The sequence below is a fragment of the Phycicoccus ginsengisoli genome (assembly GCF_054779295.1).
In genome coordinates this window covers 546,561-566,487 of sequence record NZ_BAAGYN010000001.1, presented here as the reverse complement: position 1 = coordinate 566,487, position 19,927 = coordinate 546,561, and the positions used below count along the sequence as shown (strand labels likewise).

The 19,927-nt window shown below is 72.9% G+C and carries 20 protein-coding genes and 1 tRNA gene; 7 read left to right on the top strand and 14 right to left on the bottom strand.

Going from position 1 to position 19,927, the window contains the following annotated elements; all coding sequences use genetic code 11:
• Window positions 1-323: 323 nt before the first annotated feature.
• From ACYVDO_RS02650 to ACYVDO_RS02640, 3 genes are all read left to right on the top strand, one after another.
• Window positions 324-1,367 (top strand): hypothetical protein, encoded by a 1,044-nt coding sequence (locus tag ACYVDO_RS02650; RefSeq protein WP_460932658.1) that lies wholly within the window; start codon window positions 324-326, stop codon window positions 1,365-1,367.
• Between the two features lie 287 nt (window positions 1,368-1,654).
• Window positions 1,655-1,996, top strand: a complete 342-nt coding sequence (locus tag ACYVDO_RS02645; RefSeq protein ID WP_460932657.1) for an ArsR/SmtB family transcription factor — start codon at window positions 1,655-1,657, stop codon at window positions 1,994-1,996.
• Window positions 1,993-2,481, top strand: a complete 489-nt coding sequence (locus ACYVDO_RS02640; RefSeq protein ID WP_460932656.1) for an SRPBCC family protein — start codon at window positions 1,993-1,995, stop codon at window positions 2,479-2,481. Before ACYVDO_RS02645 ends, ACYVDO_RS02640 begins: the two co-directional genes overlap by 4 nt.
• Window positions 2,482-2,534: 53 nt before the next feature.
• Here the strand turns inward: ACYVDO_RS02640 and ACYVDO_RS02635 are convergent, their stop codons facing one another.
• From ACYVDO_RS02635 to ACYVDO_RS02620, 4 genes are read right to left on the bottom strand one after another with little or no spacing between them, the layout of a single operon-like run.
• Entirely contained in the window at window positions 2,535-3,527 is a 993-nt protein-coding gene (locus tag ACYVDO_RS02635; RefSeq protein WP_460932655.1) for an NADPH:quinone oxidoreductase family protein, read from the bottom strand.
• Between the two features lie 55 nt (window positions 3,528-3,582).
• Window positions 3,583-4,398: an SDR family oxidoreductase gene (locus tag ACYVDO_RS02630; protein ID WP_460932654.1), complete on the bottom strand. Its 816-nt coding sequence runs from the start codon at window positions 4,396-4,398 to the stop codon at window positions 3,583-3,585.
• On the bottom strand, window positions 4,395-5,153 hold the full coding sequence (locus tag ACYVDO_RS02625) for an SDR family oxidoreductase (RefSeq protein ID WP_460932653.1): 759 nt from the start codon (window positions 5,151-5,153) through the stop codon (window positions 4,395-4,397). The genes ACYVDO_RS02630 and ACYVDO_RS02625 overlap by 4 nt, the downstream gene beginning before the upstream one ends.
• Before the next feature lie 2 nt (window positions 5,154-5,155).
• Window positions 5,156-6,310: an acyl-CoA dehydrogenase family protein gene (locus tag ACYVDO_RS02620; protein ID WP_460932652.1), complete on the bottom strand. Its 1,155-nt coding sequence runs from the start codon at window positions 6,308-6,310 to the stop codon at window positions 5,156-5,158.
• 72 nt (window positions 6,311-6,382) lie between these two features.
• Between ACYVDO_RS02620 and ACYVDO_RS02615 the strand changes: the two genes are divergently transcribed.
• Window positions 6,383-7,003 carry a TetR/AcrR family transcriptional regulator gene (locus tag ACYVDO_RS02615; RefSeq protein WP_460932651.1) on the top strand — a complete coding sequence of 207 codons (621 nt, stop codon included), beginning with the start codon at window positions 6,383-6,385 and terminating at the stop codon, window positions 7,001-7,003.
• 38 nt (window positions 7,004-7,041) lie between these two features.
• Here the strand turns inward: ACYVDO_RS02615 and ACYVDO_RS02610 are convergent, their stop codons facing one another.
• Both ACYVDO_RS02610 and ACYVDO_RS02605 read right to left on the bottom strand, forming a co-directional pair.
• Window positions 7,042-7,362: a hypothetical protein gene (locus ACYVDO_RS02610; protein ID WP_460932650.1), complete on the bottom strand. Its 321-nt coding sequence runs from the start codon at window positions 7,360-7,362 to the stop codon at window positions 7,042-7,044.
• A complete protein-coding gene (locus tag ACYVDO_RS02605) occupies window positions 7,359-7,652 on the bottom strand; it encodes a hypothetical protein (RefSeq protein ID WP_460932649.1) in 294 nt (97 codons plus the stop codon). The genes ACYVDO_RS02610 and ACYVDO_RS02605 overlap by 4 nt, the downstream gene beginning before the upstream one ends.
• Window positions 7,653-7,975: 323 nt before the next feature.
• Here ACYVDO_RS02605 and ACYVDO_RS02600 point away from each other — a divergent pair, with 323 nt between their 5' ends.
• Window positions 7,976-8,272 (top strand): hypothetical protein, encoded by a 297-nt coding sequence (locus ACYVDO_RS02600; RefSeq protein ID WP_460932648.1) that lies wholly within the window; start codon window positions 7,976-7,978, stop codon window positions 8,270-8,272.
• Window positions 8,273-8,298: 26 nt separating this feature from the next.
• On the opposite strand, the gene ettA is transcribed toward ACYVDO_RS02600, so the two are convergent.
• The 5 genes from ettA to ACYVDO_RS02575 form a co-directional block, all read right to left on the bottom strand.
• The gene (gene ettA, locus ACYVDO_RS02595) at window positions 8,299-9,981 is read right to left on the bottom strand and encodes an energy-dependent translational throttle protein EttA (protein WP_460932647.1); all 1,683 of its coding nucleotides are present in this window, start codon (window positions 9,979-9,981) and stop codon (window positions 8,299-8,301) included.
• 52 nt (window positions 9,982-10,033) lie between these two features.
• Entirely contained in the window at window positions 10,034-10,633 is a 600-nt protein-coding gene (locus ACYVDO_RS02590; protein ID WP_460932677.1) for a single-stranded DNA-binding protein, read from the bottom strand.
• Between the two features lie 217 nt (window positions 10,634-10,850).
• Window positions 10,851-12,578, bottom strand: coding sequence for a GTPase (locus ACYVDO_RS02585; protein ID WP_460932646.1), 1,728 nt, complete (start codon window positions 12,576-12,578; stop codon window positions 10,851-10,853).
• Window positions 12,575-14,290 (bottom strand): dynamin family protein, encoded by a 1,716-nt coding sequence (locus tag ACYVDO_RS02580; protein ID WP_460932645.1) that lies wholly within the window; start codon window positions 14,288-14,290, stop codon window positions 12,575-12,577. The genes ACYVDO_RS02585 and ACYVDO_RS02580 overlap by 4 nt, the downstream gene beginning before the upstream one ends.
• A gap of 182 nt (window positions 14,291-14,472) precedes the next feature.
• Complete coding sequence (locus ACYVDO_RS02575) at window positions 14,473-15,399, bottom strand: hypothetical protein (RefSeq protein WP_460932644.1); 927 nt, start codon at window positions 15,397-15,399, stop codon at window positions 14,473-14,475.
• A 66-nt stretch (window positions 15,400-15,465) separates the two neighbouring features.
• Here ACYVDO_RS02575 and thpR point away from each other — a divergent pair, with 66 nt between their 5' ends.
• Both thpR and ACYVDO_RS02565 read left to right on the top strand, forming a co-directional pair.
• Window positions 15,466-16,056 carry an RNA 2',3'-cyclic phosphodiesterase gene (gene thpR / locus ACYVDO_RS02570; RefSeq protein WP_460932676.1) on the top strand — a complete coding sequence of 197 codons (591 nt, stop codon included), beginning with the start codon at window positions 15,466-15,468 and terminating at the stop codon, window positions 16,054-16,056.
• A gap of 116 nt (window positions 16,057-16,172) precedes the next feature.
• On the top strand, window positions 16,173-17,066 hold the full coding sequence (locus ACYVDO_RS02565; RefSeq protein WP_460932643.1) for a hypothetical protein: 894 nt from the start codon (window positions 16,173-16,175) through the stop codon (window positions 17,064-17,066).
• A gap of 280 nt (window positions 17,067-17,346) precedes the next feature.
• Here the strand turns inward: ACYVDO_RS02565 and ACYVDO_RS02560 are convergent.
• The 3 genes from ACYVDO_RS02560 to ACYVDO_RS02550 form a co-directional block, all read right to left on the bottom strand.
• Window positions 17,347-17,420, bottom strand: a tRNA-Arg gene (locus ACYVDO_RS02560).
• A 14-nt stretch (window positions 17,421-17,434) separates the two neighbouring features.
• Window positions 17,435-18,658: a M20 metallopeptidase family protein gene (locus ACYVDO_RS02555; RefSeq protein WP_460932642.1), complete on the bottom strand. Its 1,224-nt coding sequence runs from the start codon at window positions 18,656-18,658 to the stop codon at window positions 17,435-17,437.
• A 30-nt stretch (window positions 18,659-18,688) separates the two neighbouring features.
• Window positions 18,689-19,867: a PrsW family intramembrane metalloprotease gene (locus ACYVDO_RS02550; RefSeq protein ID WP_460932641.1), complete on the bottom strand. Its 1,179-nt coding sequence runs from the start codon at window positions 19,865-19,867 to the stop codon at window positions 18,689-18,691.
• Window positions 19,868-19,927: the final 60 nt, after the last annotated feature.

Below are 19,927 nucleotides of genomic sequence, written 5' to 3'. Positions count from 1 at the left end.
CAACCCAACGCTCGTACGCTCGATGAACACCGGGGCCTCCTCCACACCTGTCGGATAGGCCGGGCAAGGCCACTTCCTCGTCCGGTAACCCACGAACATGTGTCAGCGAGGCCCCGGCCCGCAACCAACCCTCACACCGAGGGCGTCACGTCATACCGTCTGACCGCCGGGGCGGGGAAGGCTGCCCGACGCCGGCCGGCCGTCGGGTCGGCCGCCGCCCGACCGCCGGCCGACCCCGACGGCGGAGCGACTGCTGGGCCGACCGGACACCCTGTCCGCAAACGCCCCTCCGACCGCCGTCGGGCTGCCTACACTCCGACGCCGTGGGGGAAGACCAGCCGACCGGACCCGTCGACCAGGCCTGGGCCGGCGCCGTCCCGGCAGCCATCGCGCCGCCACGGCGCCCGCCCATCGTGCTCGAAGGCGACCAGGCCCTGGTGCGCGTCACCGTTCGCGCTGCCCTGCGGCTGTCGCTGCTCAGCCGGCAGGGCCTGGCGCTGGCCGTGCTCGCCGTCGTGTTCGGGTACGCCGTGATCGCCGCCACCGGCACCTCGACGTGGTGGCGGGTGGGGGTGGCAGCGGTCGGGCTGTACCTCCTCGAGGTCCTCGTGGTCGCCCGTGACCTGTGGCGCAGCATGCGCCGCCTGCTCCTCACCGGTCACGCCGTGCGCAGCTGGTATGCCGCGCCGGACGTCCTGGCGCTGGAGACGGGCACCGGGCGGACCGACCTGCGCCCCGGCTCGCTGCTCTCGGCACGGCGGCGCGGCTCGGTGACGAGCGTGCGGCTGCGGCGCAACCGGCGCCTGGGGTTCCTCCCGAGCGGGCTGCTGACCGACGACGACCTCGCGTTCCTGCTCGCGCCCGCCGTCCCCGTGACGCCTGCCGCCGCTGCGTCGGCGACGGCTGACCTGCCGCTGCTCCTCGTCGTGACCGACCGCACCCGGCGCGACCTGCGCCGAGCCGTCGTCACCTGGACCGCCCGCCGGCCGCAGATGGCGTTCCTCCTCGGGTGCGCCGGCCTCCTCCTCGCGATCGGGAGCGCGTCCCACGTGTGGGCGCAGACGCTGGTGGCCCTCGTGCTGCTGTCCTTCTGGGGGCTGCGCGTCGTGGGCAGTGCCCGGCTCTTCGCTCGCTCCTACCTGCCGGGCTCCCTGGTCCGCGCCGGCCTCGTCGGGGACCGGCTGCGCCTGCAGACCGGCGACGACCTCGTGGACGACCTGTCCCTGCGGTCGGTGCGACGCTGCCACGTCGGACGACGCCACGTGCGGCTGGACCTCGGCGGCGGCCGCCCCAGCCTCTTCGTGCCTCGGGACCTCTTCCCGCCGACGGAGCTGGCTGAGCTCCAGCGCCGGGTCGCCGGCCGCTGAGCCGGCCCCCGGCATACGCACCACCCATCCCCCACCCGCGCAAGCCCGGCCCTGGGCCGCGCAAGCCCGCCCCGAGCCCACCCGAGTCCGGCGCACGCTCGTCTGCGCACACGCCTGCGTCTCACTGCGCACGGATCCGATCCGCGCGCAGTGCCACGGACATCTGTGAGCAGACCCGCGGTTCGGGGGGCCCCCGTGACGCGCAGGGCCTGGGTCCTGCGGCCCTTGACGACGGGCTGGGACGCGCGCATAGTTGCCTCATCAGTTAATTAACCGATTGGTTGATGATGGACGACTCGCTCAGCGCCACCTTCGCAGCCCTGGCCGACCCCACCCGACGCGCCATCCTCGAGCGCCTCGCGCAGGGCGACGCCACGGTCGGCGAGCTGGCGGAGCCGTTCTCGATGAGCCTGCCGGCGATCTCCAAGCACCTGTCGGTGCTCGAGCGCGCCGGTCTGGTCACCAAGGACCGCGACGGGGTGCGACGGCACTGCCGCATCACCGCCACGCCCTTGAGGTCGGCGACCACGTGGCTCGAGGAGTACCGCCGCTTCTGGGAGGCCAACCTCGACGGCCTCGACGCCTACCTCACCCGCATCCAGCAGCACCCGGAGGGACAACAACCATGAGCACCACGACCGACACGGCCACCGTCACCACCGACGGCTCCGACATCGTCATCACCCGGCAGTTCGCCGCCCCCGCCCAGCTCGTCTACGACGCCATGACCCGCCCGGAGCACGTCCGGCAGTGGTGGGGCGCCGGGCACGGCACCATGACCGCCTGCGAGGTCGACCTGCGGGTCGGCGGCCGCTGGCACTTCGCCCAGGTGACCCCTGAGGGGTACGAGGTGTCGTTCTCGGGCGAGTACCTCGAGCTCGACCCGCCGGGCCGGATGGTGCACACCGAGAAGTTCGACTCGATGCCCGACACCGAGCCGGCCACCATCACCACGACGCTGACCGAGCAGGACGGCGTCACGACGTTGCACGCCGTCTGCACGTACGACTCGCCGCAGACGGTCGACGCGGTCGTCGGGTCGGGCATGGAGACCGGGCTGCAGTCGTCCTACAACGCCATCGACGACCTGCTCGCCCGACTGCAGGGCTCCTGACGCCGGGAGCGCCGGCTGTGGTCGCCTGGGCCTGCCGACCCCTGCCGGCAGGTTCAGGCGCCCAGGACGACGACCCGTCCGGTGGTCCGGCCCGCCGCCACCCGGCCCAGGGCGGCCGGCGCGTCGGCGAACGCCACCTGCTCGGAGACCACGGGCTCGACCTTCCCCTCGGCAGCCAGCTCCAGCAGCCGCGCGTGCGCGGCCTGTGCCACCGCGGGGTCGCGCTCGAGGTACAGGCCCCAGTGCAGGCCCACGAGCGAGTAGTTCTTGACCAGCGCGTGCCCGAGCGGCGGGGCCGGGATGGTGCCGCTGGTGAACCCCACGACGACGACCCGCCCCTCGAAGGCCACGACCTTCGTCGAGGCCTCGAACGACGGACCGCCCACCGGGTCGAACACGACATCCGCCCCACCCCGGCCGAGCGCCTGCCGGAGCGCGCCCACGAGGTCGCCCTTCGTGCGGTCGACGACGACGTCGGCACCGGCCGCCCGCGCGACCTCGGCCTTGGCGGCTCCGCCCACGACACCGACCACCCGGGCGCCGAGGGCCTTGCCCACCTGCACCGCAGCGGTCCCGACGCCGCCGGCCGCGGCGTGCACCAGCAGGGTCTCCCCCGCCTGGAGGGCGGCCCGGCGCACGAGCCCGACGTATGCCGTCTGGTAGCCGATCGTGAGGCAGCTCGCCTGCGCGTCGGACCACGACGGTGGTGCAGGGAACGCGCCGCCTGCGGGCATCAGGCACTGCTCTGCAAGACCGCCGGCCGGCACTGCGGTGGTCCCGACCACGCGGTCACCGACGTGGTAGCGGGCGGGGTCCACGCCGGGACCCACCTCGAGCACCTCGCCGCAGACCTCCACGCCCGGGGTGAACGGCGGCTCCGGACGCACCTGGTACTGCCCCCGGACCATCAGGGCGTCCGGGAAGTTGAGGGCGGTGGCGAGCACCCGCACTCTCAGCTGCCCCGGTCCGACGACGGGCTCGGGCACCTCGGCCCGCTGCAGCACCTCCATCGGCTCGCCGAGGGCTGTCGCCTGCCACGCCTGCACGGTGCCTCCTGGGTGAGTCGTCGGTCGAGGTGGGTCGCTCGGACGGGTCGGTCGCTCAGCCGGGCCAGTCGGTGCCCATGGTGACGGCGGGCAGCGCCCCCGCCATCCGGCGCATACCGGCGAGCCAGCGGTCGGGGTCGGCCGCCCGGTGCGCGTACATCTGCGCCACCTCGGGGTGCGGCAGGACCAGGAAGCGCCCGTCGGCCAGCGCCGCGAACAGGTCCTGCGCCACCTTCTCCGGCGAGACCGCGGTCGGCTCCATCAGGGCCCGACCGGCGGCACCCGAGCTGCGCAGCATGTCCGTGTGCACGCCCTGCGGGCACACCGCGTGCACGCGGATCCCCCTGTCGCCGTAGGTCATCGACATCCACTCGGCGAACGCGAGCGCGGCGTGCTTCGTCACGGCATACGGGGCGGCGCCTGGGATCGACAGCAGGCCGGCGGCGCTCACGGTGGCGACGAAGGTGCCGCTCCCCCGCTCGAGCCACTCGGGCACGAGCAGCCGAGCCGCGCGCACGTGCCCCATGACGTTGACGTTCCAGGACACCTCCCACGCCTTCTCGGCCACGGCCTCGGTGCCACCGCGGGCCACGCCCGCGTTGGCGCAGTAGACGTCGATGCCGCCGAGGTGCTCGCGCGCGGCCGCCATGAGGGACTCGACGCCCGACTCGCTCGAGGCGTCGCCGGCGACGGCGTGGGCACCGAGCGACTCGGCGGTCGCCGAGAGCGCGTCGGCGTCGAGGTCGTTGACGACGACCCGCGCACCGGCGTCGACGAAGGCCCGGGCGTAGGCCGAGCCGATGCCGCGGGCGGCGCCGGTCACCACGACCCGGGCGCCGGTGAGGTCGAGCGCGGAGGGGTCGAGCGTCACAGGCCGCCGCCGAGGGTGACGCCGCCGTCGACGACGAGGGTCTGGCCGGTGATCCAGCCGGCGTCCTCCGAGAGCAGGAACGACACGGCGCCCGCGACGTCCTCGGGCACCCCGAGCCGCTTCATCGGGTAGGCCGAGGCGACCTTCTCCTCGCGGCCCTCGTAGAGCGCCTGGGCAAACTGCGTCTTGACGATGGCCGGGGCGACCGCGTTGACCCGGATCCCCGGGCCGAGCTGGTACCCCAGCTCGGTGGTGAGGTGGATCAGCGCGGCCTTGGTCACGCCGTACCAGGCGATCGGCCCGGCAGCGCCGATCCCGGCGATCGAGGCGACGTTGACGACGGCACCGGGCCGCCCGTCGGCCCCGAGCCCGGCCGCCACCGCCTTCTGCACCCAGGCCAGGGCGGCGACGACGTTGGTGTCGAACATCTTCCGCGCGGCGTCGAGCGGGGTGTCGACCAGTGGCCCGTAGACCGGGTTGATGCCCGTGTTGTTGACGAGCAGGTCCAGGCCGCCGAACCGGTCGAGCGCGGTCCGGACGACCTCGTCCTGGTGCGCCTCGTCGGCCGCGTTGCCGGCGACGCCGACCGCGTGGTCGGCGCCACCGAGCTGCTCGGCCGCCTCGGCGAGGGCGTCGGGCTTGCGGGCCGTCAGGACCACGCGGGCACCCTCGGCGACGAGCCGGGCGGCGATGCCCAGGCCGATGCCGCGGGAGGAGCCGGTGACGATCGCGACCTTGCCGTCGTGTGCCCCCACGCTCAGAGCCCGAGGTCCCGGCCGATGAGCTCCTTCATGATCTCGTTCGAGCCCGCCCAGATCTTGGAGACCCGGGCGTCACGCCAGGCGCGCGCGACGCGGTACTCGTTCATGAAGCCGTACCCGCCGTAGAGCTGGACGCACTCGTCCAGCACGTCGTTCTGCACCTGCGCGGAGAACCACTTCGCCTTGGCCGCGTCGACCGGGGTGAGCTTCCCCTCGGCGTGCGCCGCGATGCAGTCGTCGACGTAGGCCTGGGTGACCTCGAGCCGCGTCTGCAGCTCGGCGATCTTGAACTTGTTGTGCTGGAACGAGCCGACGGGCTGGCCGAAGGCCTTGCGCTCCTTGGTGTACTCGATCGTCTCGCGCAGGATCTGGAAGGCGTGCGCGGTGTTGGCGACGGCGGCGCCGATCCGTTCCTGCGGCAGGCGCTGCATCATCGCGATGAAGCCGAGCCCCTCCTCGCCGAGGCGGTTGGCGTCGGGGACGCGCACGTCCTCGAAGAACAGCTCGGAGGTGTCGGCCTCCTCCTGCCCGACCTTGTCGAGCTTGCGGCCGCGGTTGAAGCCCTCCATGCCGGCCTCGACCATGAACAGCGTGATGCCCTTGGCCCCCTTGGACGGGTCGGTGCGGGCCGCGACGATGACGAGGTCGGCCTGGTAGCCGTTGGTGATGAACGTCTTGGAGCCGTTGAGGATCCAGTCGCCCGAGCCGTCGTCGGCTCGCACGGCGTTGGTCTTGAGCGCGGCGAGGTCGGAGCCCCCCGACGGCTCGGTCATCGCGATGGCGCAGATGAGGTCGCCGTTGGCCATGCCCGGCAGCCAGCGCTCCTTCTGCTCCTGGGTGCCGAGGTCGACGACGTATGGCGGGCAGACGTCGGAGTGGATGCCGAAGCAGCTCGACACCGCGAAGTTGAAGCCCGCGATGACCTCGGCCGCGATGGCGTTGAAGCGGTAGTCCTCGGCCCCGGCGCCGCCGAACTCCTCGGGGATGTCGAGGCCGAAGAGCCCCTGCTTGCCGGCTTCCTTCCAGATGTCGCGGTCGATCGACTTGACCTCGAGCATCTGCTCGGCGCGCGGACGCAGCGTCCGCTCGACGAACTCCTGGACCGAGCTGCGGAAGGCCTCGTGGTCGGGGCCGTACAGGTTGCGGGGCATGGCTCTCCTTGCGGGACACGGGTACTGACTAAGCGCTTGCTTAGTCTCCGAGACGTCGGGCATGCTGTCAACATGCCCAGCCCCGCCCGTCCCGTGGCCGTCGACCCGACGACGGCCCCGGCGCCGCAGGACACCGCGCAGCGGCTGCTCCAGGCCGCCGCGGAGGCCTTCGCCGACCGGGGCTTCCACGCGACGACGACCCGCGACATCGCCGCCCGCGCGGGCCTGTCCCCCGCCGGCGTCTACGTGCACTTCGCCACCAAGGAGGAGCTGCTCTACCAGCTCAGCCGCGAGGGCCACGTCGTCGCGCGCGACATGCTGCGCGACGCGGCCGCCCGCGAGCAGACGCCGACCGATGCCCTCCGGGCGATCATGGCGACCTTCGCGCGCTGGCACGCCGAGCACTTCCGGGTCGCCCGGATCGTGCAGTACGAGTTCGGCAACCTCACCCCCGAGCACCGCGACGACGTGCTGCGGCTGCGCAAGGAGATCGACGCGGTGGTCCGGACCGTCGTCACCCAGGGTGTCGAGCAGGGCGAGTTCGACGTCGACGACGTGCCGGACACCACCCTCGCCCTGATGTCCATGGCCGTCGACGTCGCCCGCTGGTACGACCCCGAGATCAAGCGCACCCCCGAGGCCATCGGCACGGCCTACGCCGAGCTCGGGCTCCGACTGGTCAGCGCCCGCTGACAGTCGCTGCGGGCTGCCGACCCACAGGACCAGGACCCTCACAGCACCCGGGACACCCCGGGCACCCGCGTGACGAGCCAGCCGACCGCGAAGACCGCCGGCACGCCCACCGCGGAGACCAGGACGAACTTGGCCTCGGGCGCCCACGGCAGCGAGTGCGCGGCGCCCGACAGCAGGACGAGCACGACCGGGTGCAGCAGGTATGCCGCGTACGCGCCGCGAGACGCGCGCGCCATGAGGGCTCCCGGCGGTCCGGACCAGCGGCGACGGAACCACGCCCACGCCCAGACCGACAGGGCGAGCGCGCCGAGCCCGTCGACGAGTGCGAGCGTGACCGCGAACGGGCCGAAGCCGGTCACGAGGCTGTGATGAACCAGACCGGCCCGAGGTCACGGTCGCCGCCGATGTCGGTGAGGTAGTCGACGAGCGTGCGCGGCTCACCCTGAACCCGGCCGCCGAGGTAGTCGGCGAAGGGGTCGACGACCAGGAAGTAGAGCACCGTCGGCACGCCCAGCCGCAGCAGCCTGCCGCGCACCAAGGGACCGGTACCGCGGCGGGCCAGCGAGCCGGCCGCCATCCAGCCCCCGACGAGGAAGAGCGGGGCCAGGCCGAACACCCCGGTCAGGAAGGCCGGTACGCCCAGGACCACCGGGGTGACCTTCGAGGTCGTCCGCTCCTCGTAGTACCAGCCGATGTGACGACGTAGGCCGTCGCCACGTGCACCACCACGACGCCGGCGATCGTGATCACCTTGAGCCGGTCGACCCACGCGAGCCGCGCGACGCAGCCCGCAACGTCTGCTCGGGCGGACACGGACACGGCCACCTCCCCTCGGCGGGTTCACCGTAGGGGCGCGGGCGTCCCCCCACCCGGCCCCTTGGTCACGCGTCCCGGCCCATGGGCCGGCCGCACTCGCTACAGTGACCGCGGCGTCCGGCCGGACGTACTGACGAGGGGGTTTGGGTTTGCACCATGCTGTTCTGGGGCTGGGGTGGCAAGAGCATCAACCGACGGGTGTCGCCGAACCAGGCGGTCGTCCTGATGTACCGGTACCTGCACCTGATGTTCCTGTTCACCACCACGTGGGGCTACCGGTACGCGCTCGCCACGGCGACCGACCAGGGGTGGGCGACGCGGCCCATCAGCGACGCCGAGGCGCGCGGGCTGCTCGGCGGCGAGGAGCTGCGCCCGAGCACGTGGAAGAGGTTCAGCATCTTCCTGCCGCTGGGGATCCTGCTGCTCGTCGTGGTCGTGGCCGTCGTCCGCTGAGGCCAGCCGACGACGGCCACCGCACGTCAGTCGCGCGTCAGCTTGCGGTAGGTGACCCGGTGCGGGCGGGCGGCGTCGGCGCCGAGCCGCTCGACCTTGTTGGCCTCGTACGCCTCGAAGTTGCCCTCGAACCAGTACCACTTGGCCGGGTTCTCGTCGTCGCCCTCGTAGGCGAGGATGTGCGTCGCCACGCGGTCGAGGAACCAGCGGTCGTGGCTGATGACCACCGCGCAGCCCGGGAAGTCGAGCAGCGCGTTCTCCAGCGAGCCGAGGGTCTCGACGTCGAGGTCGTTGGTGGGCTCGTCGAGGAGCAGCAGGTTGCCGCCCTCCTTGAGGGTCAGCGCGAGGTTGAGTCGGTTGCGCTCCCCACCGGACAGGACGCCGGTCTTCTTCTGCTGGTCCGGGCCCTTGAACCCGAACTGCGACACATAGGCCCGCGAGGGGATCTCGACCTGCCCGACGTTGATGTAGTCGTGGCCGCCCGACACCGTCTCCCAGAGGTTCTTGTTCGGGTCCAGGCCGCCCCGGCTCTGGTCGACGTAGGAGATCTTCACCGTCTCCCCGACGTCGACCGTGCCGGCATCGGCCTCCTCGAGGCCCACGATGGTCTTGAACAGGGTCGTCTTGCCCACCCCGTTGGGGCCGATGACACCGACGATGCCGTTGCGGGGGAGGGTGAAGGACAGGTCGTCGATGAGGAGGCGCTCGCCGAAGCCCTTGCGCAGGTTCCGCACCTCGATGACCTTGCTGCCCAGCCGCGGGCCCGGCGGGATCGCGATCTCCTCGAAGTCGAGCTTGCGGGTGCGCTCGGCCTCGGCCGCCATCTCCTCGTACCGGGCGAGGCGCGCCTTGGACTTGGTCTGGCGGGCCTTGGCGTTGGACCGGACCCAGCTCAGCTCCTCGGCGAGGCGCTTGGCCAGCTTGGCGTCCTTCTTGCCCTGCACCTCGAGACGAGCCGCCTTCTTCTCCAGGTACGTGGAGTAGTTGCCCTCGTACGGGTAGGCGCGGCCCCGGTCGAGCTCGAGGATCCACTGGGCGACGTTGTCCATGAAGTACCGGTCGTGCGTCACGGCGACGACGGCGCCGTGGTAGGCGGCCAGGTGCTGCTCGAGCCACAGCACCGACTCGGCGTCGAGGTGGTTGGTGGGCTCGTCGAGCAGCAGCAGGTCCGGCTTCTGCAGCAGCAGCTTGCAGAGCGCGACGCGACGCCGCTCACCACCGGACAGCACGGTCACGTCGGCGTCCGGCGGGGGGCAGCGCAGCGCGTCCATCGCCTGCTCGAGCTGGGAGTCGAGGTCCCAGGCGTCGGCGGCGTCGATGGCCTCCTGCAGCTTGCCCATCTCCTCCATGAGGGCGTCGAAGTCGGCGTCCGGCTCGGCCATCTCGGCGGAGATCGCGTTGTAGCGGTCGAGCTTGGCCTTGATCTCGCCGGCCCCCTCCTCGACGTTGCCGAGGACGGTCTTGGACTCGTTGAGCTCCGGCTCCTGCATGAGGATGCCGACCGAGTAGCCCGGCGTCAGTCGGGCGTCACCGTTGGAGGGCTGGTCGAGGCCGGCCATGATCTTGAGCACCGAGGACTTGCCGGCGCCGTTGGGACCCACGACGCCGATCTTGGCGCCGGGGTAGAAGGAGATGGTGACGTCGTCGAGGATGACCTTGTCACCATGGGCCTTGCGGGCCTTCGACATGACGTAGATGAACTCGGGCATGGGGGCAAGGCTATCTGGCGGCGCCCCCACGCCCGAATCCGCGTCGGCCCCCTCAGACGCCCGACAGGGCGGGCTCGCCCCCGTCGCGCGGCACCAGGCCCGTGGGCTCGGTCTCGACCTCGTACTCGTCGGTCTCGGGATCCAGCTCGCCGTCCCGGCGACGGGCCGCCAGGTCACCGGGGTCGAAGTCGCCCAGGTCCTCGATGGGCTGGACCTGCTCGCCCTCCAGGGTGGCCATGGCGTCCTGCACCCCCTCGTCGGCCATGCGGTCGTGCTGGTCGAGCTGGGCCCGGGTGACCCGGTGCAGGGCCGTGGTCCCCCAGTTGAGGTCGTGGCCCACGGTGTAGGCATCGATCTCCACCGACGTCGCGGGCGTGTTGTCCTGGCGCATCCACTGGTTGACCCGCAACCGGCCGTGGACGACGACGGACTCGCCCTTCTTCACCGAGTTGGCCACGTTGGCGCCGAGCGCCCGGAAGGCCGTCACGTTGAAGAAGCTGGTGCCGACGTCCTCGTAGTTGCCGGTCCTGGCGTTGAGCCTGCGCACCGTCGACGCGACCCGGAACGCCGCGAAGGGCACTCCCGTCCGCGTCGTGCGGGCCTCGGGGTCGGCGACCAGCCGGCCGGTCACCGTGATGTAGGACTCGTTCATCTCGCTCACCTCGTCATTCGTGTCCTGTGTCTTGCGACCACAGTGGCGAGGCAACGGGCGCCCGACGAGGGTGTCGTCGCCCGCCTGTGGACGACGGACGGGCCCGGGCAGCTCTGTGGACGGCCGCTCCGCCGCCGGGCGGGCCGCGGGGGCCGCTGCACCGTGCGGTTGACGGGCGCTACGCCGGCGGTGGTGAGTGGCTCTGCGAACCGAAGCGTCAGACGGCAGCGAGGTCGAGTGCCTCACGGGCCGTCTTGTGCCTGGCGAGCACCGCTCGGACGGGCGCCATGATGCGCGACTCGGCCACCTCGGACACTGCCTCGACCAGCCGACGCCGGACCCGCTCGGCGCGCCGGCGCGCACCCACCACGGCGCACCACCGGGCCGCGGCCGACAGGCCGAGCCCGAGGACCAGGCCGCCGACCAGCATGAGCAGCGGCAGCGGCACCGACCCGACCCGCGGCGTCTCGACCGACGGCAGGGCGAGCCAGCCCAGGACGACGCGCACGACCAGCCACAACAGGCCGAGCACGGTGACCAGCGCCAAGAGCAGCTGGAGCAGCCCGCAGACCCGCCACCACAGCGGCGGGCGCATCTTGAGCGACGTCCCGACGACGGCCTGGTCGAGGGCGTCTGCCAGCTCGGGCCCCGGAGGGGTGGCGGCGTCCGCCACGGCCTCGGCCCACCGGTGCGGCAGGCCCTCGGCGGCCTCGGCCCCGACCCGGCGGGTGGCGAGCTCGACGGCGGCGCGAGCAGCCGGCGTGGGCGGCGGGAGCGAGGAGCGCCCGAGCACGGTCCGCACGTCACCCGCTGTGACCGCGAGCTTCTCCTCGACGGCGTCGCGGGTGTTGAGGCGCAACCGCTTCATCGGGTCCGGCCGCAGGGCCCGGACCCAGCGGGTGAAGGGCCACCCCGTGCGTCCCCACGCCTGGTGGCGGTAGTCGCGCTCCACGGCGTTGACGACCACGGGGATGCCCGCGGCCCGGGCGAGGGCGTCGACGAGCTCCTCGTCGACCTGCTCGGACAGCTGTGGCTCGTTGACGCCCAGGTCGGCCCGCAGCGCCGCGGCCGACGTGCGCAGGTCAGCCGCGAGCCGGTGCTGCGCGGCGTTCTGGGCCGCCACCGCGGTGGCCAGGCGCATCCGCAGGTCGTCGACCCCCTCACCGGTGCGGGCGGAGGTGGCGATGACCTGGAGCTGCCCGATGCCGTCGTCGGCCGCGAGCCGGGACAGGTCCGACCGCACCTGCCCGACCGCGTCCGGCGTCAGGCGGTCGGTCTGGTTCAGCACGGCCACGGTCACCGCGTCATAGCTGGCCAGGACCCGGAGGTAGTCGTCGTGAAGCCGGGCGTCCGCATACTTCTGCGGGTCCGTGACCCAGACGAACACGTCGACGAGCTTGAGCACCCGCTCGGACTCCTCCCGGTGCTCCAGCACGCGCGAGTCGAAGTCCGGCAGGTCGAGCAGGACCAGCCCGTCGAGGCGCCCCGGCCGCGCGTCCCGCGACGGACGACGCCCGAGGCGGGCCGCGAGCGACCGGCCGTCCTGCTCCGCCAGCTCGTCCTCGGGCGCGACCCGGTGGCGGTGCTGGACGCCCAGCCAGTCGAGCAGGGGCCCGGCGTCCTCCTCACCCCAGACCGCGGCCACCGGACGTGACGTCGTGGGGCGACGGGCGCCGACGAGGGCGACCTGGTCGCCGACGAGCTCGTTGAAGAGGCTGGACTTCCCCGACCCGGTGGCGCCGGCGAGCGCGACGACCGTGTGTCCCCCCGACTTCGACGTGCGCTCGGCGACCTTGGTGACCAGCTCCCCGGCCTCCTCGCGGCGGACCGGGTCGAGCTGGCCGTCCCCGGCCTCAAGGGCCAGCTCGAGCGACGCCGACTTCTGCGCCAGCTCCTTGGCCGTGATGCCCTTGACCCGTGCACCACCCATGATCAGGGGGCTCATCGCACCGCCTTCACCGCTGCCGCGGCATCTGCCAGGCGCGCTGCCTGGTCCGTCGTCACCATCGCGTCCGCCAGGGACTCGTCGTACCTCGCCCGCTCCACGGCATACAGCTCCCGCACGCGGGTGAGCAGGTTCTCACGGGCCTTGCGCGCCATGTCGCGCACCGCCTGGTCGCCGAAGATCGCCTCGAGCACCTTCTGCGCCAGCACCGCGGTGCCGCCGGCGATGCCGACCTCGGCCCCGACGAGGCCGCCGGTGTGCGCGAAGGCCACCAGCATGAGGATCACGCCCACGCCGTTGAGCCCGTATGCCGCGATGCGCGCCGTGGTGCGCCGGTCCCGGCCCTCGCGGCGGACGAGGTCCAGGACGTCGCCCTGCCAGTCGCGCACGAGCCGCTCCACGCGGTCGCCGAGGTCCGGCGCCGGCTTGGCCAGGTCCTGCGCGGAGTGCTCGAGCAGGGCGGTCCCGCCGGGAAGGCTGCGCCAGGCTCGGGCCGCCGCCAGTGGCGCGCCCTGGCCCTGGGCCAGGACGAGGGCGGCCACGCCGGTCTGCAGCGCCTCGCCGAGGTCCCCGGACGGCACAGGGGCGCCCTTGATGGCAGCCGTGATCCGGTCGCGGACCCGGGACACGGTCGACTCGACCTGCTTGAAGAACTCACCGGTGCCGACGTACTCCTGCCACCGGGCGAGGACCTCGCCGCGCAGGAGGGTGCCGTCGGTCATACCGTTCTCGACGTTGGTCACGGCGGCGGCGTAGGCGTCCTCGCTCGCGCGCTCCAGCGCGGTGCGGGCCTCCGCCTGGCGTTCGAGCGCGGCGACCAGCAGTCCCGCCCGCTGCTCCAGGGAGCCGAGGGCACCCTCGAGGGTCTGGCGCACGATGACGCTGCGGGCCCGGGAGTCGCTGGCGAGGGCGGTCAGCCAGGAGCGCAGCCGCGCCACGTCGCCCTCCGGGAGCCGGCCCTGGTCGCCGAGGGTCGCCTCGGGGATGCCGAAGATCGGCGCCGTGGACAGCCCCTGCTCGCGCAGCATGTGGGCGAGGTGGCTGCGGATGTCCGACATCGCCTCCGGCGGCACGCGGTCCAGGACGATCGCGATCGCGGTGCCCCGCTCGGAGGCCTGGCGCAACAGGTCCCAGGGCACCGCGTCGGCATACCGAGCCGCGGTCGTCACGAACAGCCAGAGGTCCGCCGCGGCGAGCAGCTGGCCGGCCAGGGCCCGGTTGGCACTGACGACGGAGTCGATGTCGGGAGCGTCGAGCAGCGCCATCCCGGGAGGCAGCGAGCGCGAGCCGACCAGGCGCAGCGTCGTCGTGTCCGCGTGACCGGCGGCACCGGTCGTCCCGGTCGTGCGGCTCAGCCCGGGCAGGATGCGGTCGTCGAGGAACCACTTCTCGTCCTCGGGGTGGTGCACCAGGACCGGCACCGTCGTCGTCGGACGCAGGACCCCCGACGCGGAGACCTCGGCGTCGACGATCGAGTTGACGAGGGTGGACTTGCCGGCGCCGGTCGACCCGCCGACGACGGCGAGCAGCGGCGCGTCGAGGGAGCGCAGCCGCGGCAGCACGTAGTCGTCGAGCTGGCTGAGCAGCGCCTCGCGGGTCGCCCGCGCCGTCGCAACCTCGGGCACGTCGAGCGGCAGCGCCGCCTTCGACACCTGCTCACGCAGGGTCGTGACGGCGCCGACCATGACTGTGGCGTCGTCGGGGGAAAGCACGCCTGAAGCCTAACGAACCCGTACACATGTCCCCGACGCGACAGACCCCGCGCGGGCACGGGTTTGTCACAACTTCGTCCGAACGGACGAGGACCGCCGCACCCGGACCCTTCCGGGGCACCCGGCACGGCGACCCCGAGCCCGGGTGTGTCGGCTCTGCGGCGCCCCTTCGCCGGGTCCGCTCAGGGCCTGCGCAGCCAGGTCTCGTACCCGTTGCCCGTCGAGCCGTCCCCCTCGTCGCGGCGCGTCAGCCGCTCGACCGGCGCGATCTGCTCGACCCCGTCGAGGACGATCTCGTCACCGTCGGGAGCCGGCTCGTGACGCCAGGACCGGGGCCCGCGCCCTCGGCGGGGCGTCCTCTCGACCTCGGCAGTGGGCGCCCCGTGGCCTGCGCCGGTCTCGACGGCCACGGCCGACCTGCGCTTCCCCACCTCGTCGCGGAACCCGTCCGCCGGTGCGGCGGCGACCAGCTGGTCCCCGGCCTCGACGCGGTCGGCCACGGCCTCCCCTTCGGCTCCGCGGTCCTCGGCCTCGAACTCGGCCGGCAGCCTGGCCCACCACAGGGCTGCGACGACGAGCGCGACGACGGTGGCTCCGCTGGGCGCCAGACCGACCAGCCCCTGCTGGACCGGGCCCGGCCCGGTCCAGAGCGTGACGGTCATGGGATCGGCCGACCCCTCCGACGGGTCGGTCGAGAACATCGTCAGGATGCTCACCCCCACTCCGACGAGGGCGACGACCAGCTGACCCAGCCCCAGGACGAGCAGCTCCCAGCGCAGCAGCCGCGCGTGCTCCACCGGGCGCACTCGGAGCAGCACCCACACCCCGCCCAGGACGACGAGCGCGGTGAACAGCGAGAGCAGCACCACGGGCCGGTAGACGATGTTCTGCGCGAACACGGTGACGTGCTGCTGGAAGGTGAGGTGCCCGACCGTGCCGTCCCCGGAGGTGGGTCCGAAGGCCGCCACCTGCCGCCACGCCGTGATGCCGTCGAGGACCTGCCCGAGGACGAGCAGGGCACCGGCTCCCTCGAGCAGGCGCACGGTGAGGAACCACGTGCGAGCCAGGGGCCACTGGGCGAGCGACCACTGCGGGCGCCATGACGGCATACCGGCCTCCCCTTCGTCAGGCCACCAATCTAGTGCCGAGGGTGGCGCCACAATGGGCTCGTGCGGATGTTCGCGGCCCTCGTGCTGCCGGTCGCGGCGGTCGATGACCTCGACGCCTTCCTCGAGCCGCGTCGCGACGCCGGGGCGGCCCTGCGCTGGACCGACACCGACCAGTGGCACGTCACGCTGGCCTTCATGGCCGACGTGCCCGCACGGGCGGTCGACCGGCTCGTCGAGCAGCTCGCCGCGGCGACGACCGGGCGCGCGCCGCTGGGGCTGCACCTGCAGGGCGCGGGTGCGTTCCCCGAGGTGTACGCCGCCCGCGTCCTCTGGACCGGGGTCGAGGGTGCGCCGCAGGAGCTGGCCGCCCTGGCGCGGGTCGCGCGCGCGGCGGCAGGGCACGCCGGCGCCGCACCGCAGGGCGGCCCGTTCCATCCCCACGTCACCCTGGCCCGGTCCCGGCGCCCGTTCGAGTCGACCCGGTGGCTGCGCGTGCTCGCCTCGTATGCCGGGCCGCGCTGGACCGCCGACGAGGTCACCCTCTTCGCGTCGCACCTCGGCGAGGGCCGCGGCGGCCGCCCGCGGCACGAGCCGGTCGCGCTCCTCCCGCTCGGGCGTGGCCGGAACGGCTCGGTGCGCCCGACAGATGTCCGTTAGGACGAGCGGAACTACGGAGAACGCCAGATCCGTTCCCGGCGAGGCGCTCCTAGCGTGGCCGTGCCCGGCCCTGTGCGCACCGCACGCGGACCACGCCGGGCAGGAAGCAGGCTGTCATGAAGCGCAGAATTCTCGCGGTCGTCGCGGCGGTGCCGTTGGCGCTGGTCGTCGCCGCGTCGGGCTCGTCAGCGGCCCCTGGGGGCGGCCAGATCTCGGGGGCCATCTTCACCACCGACGTGAGCGGCGTCCCGGTCAACCTCAACCACTACGCCGCCAAGCAGGACGTGTACCTCAACGGCGGGCCGGGCATCAACGCCCCCATCAACGCCGCCGGGCTACCCGCCGGCACCTACACCTTCCAGGTGACCAACCCGAACGGCCGGGTCCTCCTCTCCGAGGACGCCCGCGCCTGCCGCCAGTTCAGCGTCGACGCCTCCGGCGTGATCACCGCCCTCGTGGCCGTCGCTGGATGCACCCCGCATGCGACGGGTACGAGTGGGGACGACCCCGGGATCACCGTGCAGCTGTACCCCTACGCCGACACCCCCAACCCGGGCGGCGTCTACAAGGTGTGGGTCACCCCGACGTCACGGCTCGACTGCAACAAGGCGTCCAAGACGGACTGCTTCGTCCCCCGCTACTCCAAGACCGACAACTTCAAGGTCAAGGAGAACGCCATCGTCGAGATCGACACCCGGTTCTGGAAGAACGGCGATGCCCTCCTTGGCATGGCCGCCGGCTGGACCGACACGGTCGGGGCGTCGAACGTGAAGTTCTCGGAGTACGACCCGGCGATCCTCGCCTACAACGAGGCACACGTCGAGGCGGCGGAGGAAGGGACGCACACCATCACGGTCTCCGACCAGGCGGGCTGCACGATCGACTACGTCACCGGCCCGAACGGTGAGAGGTACCGCAACGGCAGCGGCAGCTACTCGGTGTCCGTCACCGTGGCGCCCTGGAACGCCGGCGACGACACCACCTACCGCGTGGAGGTGTACTGCAAGTAGGCCTCCGGGACGCAGGGGTCACAGGCGCCACTGCCGGGACGGGCCCGGGCCCGGCAACTCTGCCGGGCCCGGGCCTCGACGGTATGGCGCCGCCTGGCAGGAGCCACCGGCCTCACTGGCGTTCGGCCGGCTCCCGTCGTCCTGACCGGGGTCGCTGACGGCTCGCTCCGCTTCGGCCGTTCAGCGCCCCCGGCAGGAGCCACCGGCCTCACTGGCGTTCGGCCGGCTCCCGTCGTCCTGACCGGGGTCGCTGACGGCTCGCTCCGCTTCGGCCGTTCAGCGCCCCCGGCAGGACTCGAACCTGCGACCTCGGGATTAGAAGGCCCTTGCTCTATCCAGCTGAGCTACGGGGGCTGGGCCCGCACAGTCTAGGGGCGCATCCCCGCGCGCAGCTGTGCACTGCGGCGCAGGGCGAGCTCGGCGAGCAGGGCGGCGCCGTCGGGCACGACCGAGTCGTCGAAGTCCGCCCGCGGTGAGTGGTTGTCCGGCGCCGACTCGAAGTCCGCGACCGGGCAGGCGCTGAGGTTGACGTAGGCGCTCGGCACGAGCTCACCGACGAAGGAGAAGTCCTCCGACCCCATCTCCGGGTCGCGCTGGTGGGTGTACCGGTCCGCCCCGAACAGGTCGACGATCGTGTCCTTGGTGAACGCGTACTCGGCCTCGTCGTTCACGGTCACCGGGTAGCCCGGCAGGTGGGTCACCTCGGCGGTCAGCCCGTGCGCGGCGGCGATCCCCGTGGCGAGCTGCTCGATCCGACGGCTCACCTCCGAGCGGCTCTCCGGCGACAGGCTGCGCACGGTCGCCTCGAAGACCGCGTCGTCCGGGATGATGTTGTCCTTGGTGCCGCCGGCGAACTTGCCGACCGTGATGACCACCGGGTCGAAGACGTCGAACTGCCGCGTCACCAGCGTCTGCAGCGCCACGACCACCTCGCACGCGACCGGGATCGGGTCCTTCGCCCGGAACGGCTGCGAGCCGTGACCGCCCGCACCGACGATGCGCACGTACACCTCGTCCGCCGCCGCCATGAGCGGCCCCGGGCGCCCGAACCAGGTGCCGAGCGGGTGCTCGGAGGAGTACACGTGCAGGGCGTAGGCCGCGTCGACGCGCCGGCCCGCGGCGTCGAGCAGGCCCTCGTCGATCATCGGCCGGGCGCCGCCCGGTCCCTCCTCCCCCGGCTGGAACATGAGGACGACGTCGCCCTCGAGCTCGTCGCGCAGCTCGTGCAGGATCCGGGCGGCCCCGACGAGACCGGCGACGTGCAGGTCGTGGCCGCACGCGTGCATGACGCCGTCGTGCTTCGAGACGTACTCGAGTGGCAGGTCCTCCGTCACGGGCAGGGCGTCCATGTCGCCGCGCAGCAGCACGACCGGGCGCTCCCCCTCGGGGTCGCCGCCACGGCCGCGCAGCACCGCCACGACCGAGGAGAGGTCACGCCCGAGGGTGACCTCGAGGTCCAGGCCGGCGAGCGCGTCGACCACGGCCTGCTGGGTCAGGGGCAGGTGCATCCCCACCTCGGGGAACCGGTGCAGCTCGCGGCGCAGGGCGACGAGGTCGGGGCGAAAGGACTCGGCGAGGTCGAGGGTGCGCATCCGGGCACGCTAGTACGTGGGCTCGGCCGGCTACAGGAAGCGCTGGCGCGCGGCGGTGATCGACCCGAGCAGATCGCGCTCGGTCCGCAGCGCCTGCTGGTCCGCGGCGCTGTGCTGCATGCGGGCCCGGAGCAGTGCCAGCTCCGACGCCGAGTCCTGGAACCGGCGCATCGAGGACAGGCCCCGGCGCCCGCCCGCTCCCCGGGCCCACGCCCGCGCGGCCCGGCGCGCCGACATGGTCGAGAGCATCTGCACCTCGCCGCGGCTGAACCAGCCGGCGTCGGCGTACACGCTGAGGTACCGGCCGATGAGCCGCCCCTCCCGCCGTCGGGCCCAGACCATGAGGGCGACGAAGCCGAGGAAGATCGGCACCTCCACGACGAGGTACACGGCCACGAGCCCGGACCCGCCGGTGAAGGCGGCCAGGTTCCACAGCGCGTGCAGGGCCGCACCGAGCAGGTAGCCGCCCAGGGGCGCGAGGACCTTGAGGGCCCGGTTCCGGGTGGTGGCGGCGATGCCGATCCCGATGCCGGTCATGGCCGTGAACATCGGGTGGGCGAACGGGGTGAACAGGCAGCGGGCGACGAAGGTGCCCGTGAGCGCCTGGTCGCCGCCGTCGGCGTACGCCATCCCGAGGTACTGGATGTTCTCGGTGAAGGCGAAGCCCGCCGCCACCACGCCGGCGTAGACGATGCCGTCGGTGATGCCGTCGAACTCACGGCGGCGCAGCCGCCAGACGAGCAGGACGAGGAGCCCCTTCGCCGCCTCCTCCACGAGCGGCGCCGAGAAGATCGCGGTGGCCAGCATCGCCGGCTCGTCGGCCCCGGTCGCGGCGCGGAAGGCGATGTTCGCCCCCGTGTTGAAGACGCCCGCTGCGAGCGCCGCGACGAGCGCGCCCCACAGGAACGCCACGAGCAGGTACCGGTTGGGCTCCGCCTCGAAGCGGTCGAGCCAAAGGAAGGAGGGGATGACGATCCCGAGCGGGATCGCAGCCAGCAGCACCGCGAACAGGGTCGTCACCACCCCGAGCGTGGCGTTGTAGTACGCAGCCAGGACGACGGCCGCGACCGCGAAGCCGACGACGATGATCCCCGCGAGCAGCCAGCGCCGGACCGCAGCCCGGCCACTCCCCCGGCCCGAGTCGCCCACGTCGGCGCCCTGCTCCACGGCCGGCGGCCCGGCATACCCCTGTTCCTGTCCCCAGGTCATGACCGGCAGGCTAGTGCAGCACCTGGGGACCGGCCCGCGTCGCGCCGCGCGGCGCCATAG

What these genes read in the sequence shown, in the direction of transcription:
- ACYVDO_RS02585 (WP_460932646.1), bottom strand. Translation starts at nt 12,578, where the DNA reads ATGAGCCCCCTGATCATGGGTGGTGCACGGGTCAAGGGCATCACGGCC.
- ACYVDO_RS02575 (WP_460932644.1), bottom strand. Translation starts at nt 15,399, where the DNA reads ATGCCGTCATGGCGCCCGCAGTGGTCGCTCGCCCAGTGGCCCCTGGCT.
- ettA (WP_460932647.1), bottom strand. Translation starts at nt 9,981, where the DNA reads ATGCCCGAGTTCATCTACGTCATGTCGAAGGCCCGCAAGGCCCATGGT.
- ACYVDO_RS02550 (WP_460932641.1), bottom strand. Translation starts at nt 19,867, where the DNA reads ATGACCTGGGGACAGGAACAGGGGTATGCCGGGCCGCCGGCCGTGGAG.
- ACYVDO_RS02615 (WP_460932651.1), top strand. Translation starts at nt 6,383, where the DNA reads ATGCCCAGCCCCGCCCGTCCCGTGGCCGTCGACCCGACGACGGCCCCG.
- ACYVDO_RS02640 (WP_460932656.1), top strand. Translation starts at nt 1,993, where the DNA reads ATGAGCACCACGACCGACACGGCCACCGTCACCACCGACGGCTCCGAC.
- ACYVDO_RS02555 (WP_460932642.1), bottom strand. Translation starts at nt 18,658, where the DNA reads ATGCGCACCCTCGACCTCGCCGAGTCCTTTCGCCCCGACCTCGTCGCC.
- thpR (WP_460932676.1), top strand. Translation starts at nt 15,466, where the DNA reads ATGTTCGCGGCCCTCGTGCTGCCGGTCGCGGCGGTCGATGACCTCGAC.
- ACYVDO_RS02620 (WP_460932652.1), bottom strand. Translation starts at nt 6,310, where the DNA reads ATGCCCCGCAACCTGTACGGCCCCGACCACGAGGCCTTCCGCAGCTCG.
- ACYVDO_RS02565 (WP_460932643.1), top strand. Translation starts at nt 16,173, where the DNA reads ATGAAGCGCAGAATTCTCGCGGTCGTCGCGGCGGTGCCGTTGGCGCTG.
- ACYVDO_RS02645 (WP_460932657.1), top strand. Translation starts at nt 1,655, where the DNA reads ATGGACGACTCGCTCAGCGCCACCTTCGCAGCCCTGGCCGACCCCACC.
- ACYVDO_RS02590 (WP_460932677.1), bottom strand. Translation starts at nt 10,633, where the DNA reads ATGAACGAGTCCTACATCACGGTGACCGGCCGGCTGGTCGCCGACCCC.
- ACYVDO_RS02600 (WP_460932648.1), top strand. Translation starts at nt 7,976, where the DNA reads ATGCTGTTCTGGGGCTGGGGTGGCAAGAGCATCAACCGACGGGTGTCG.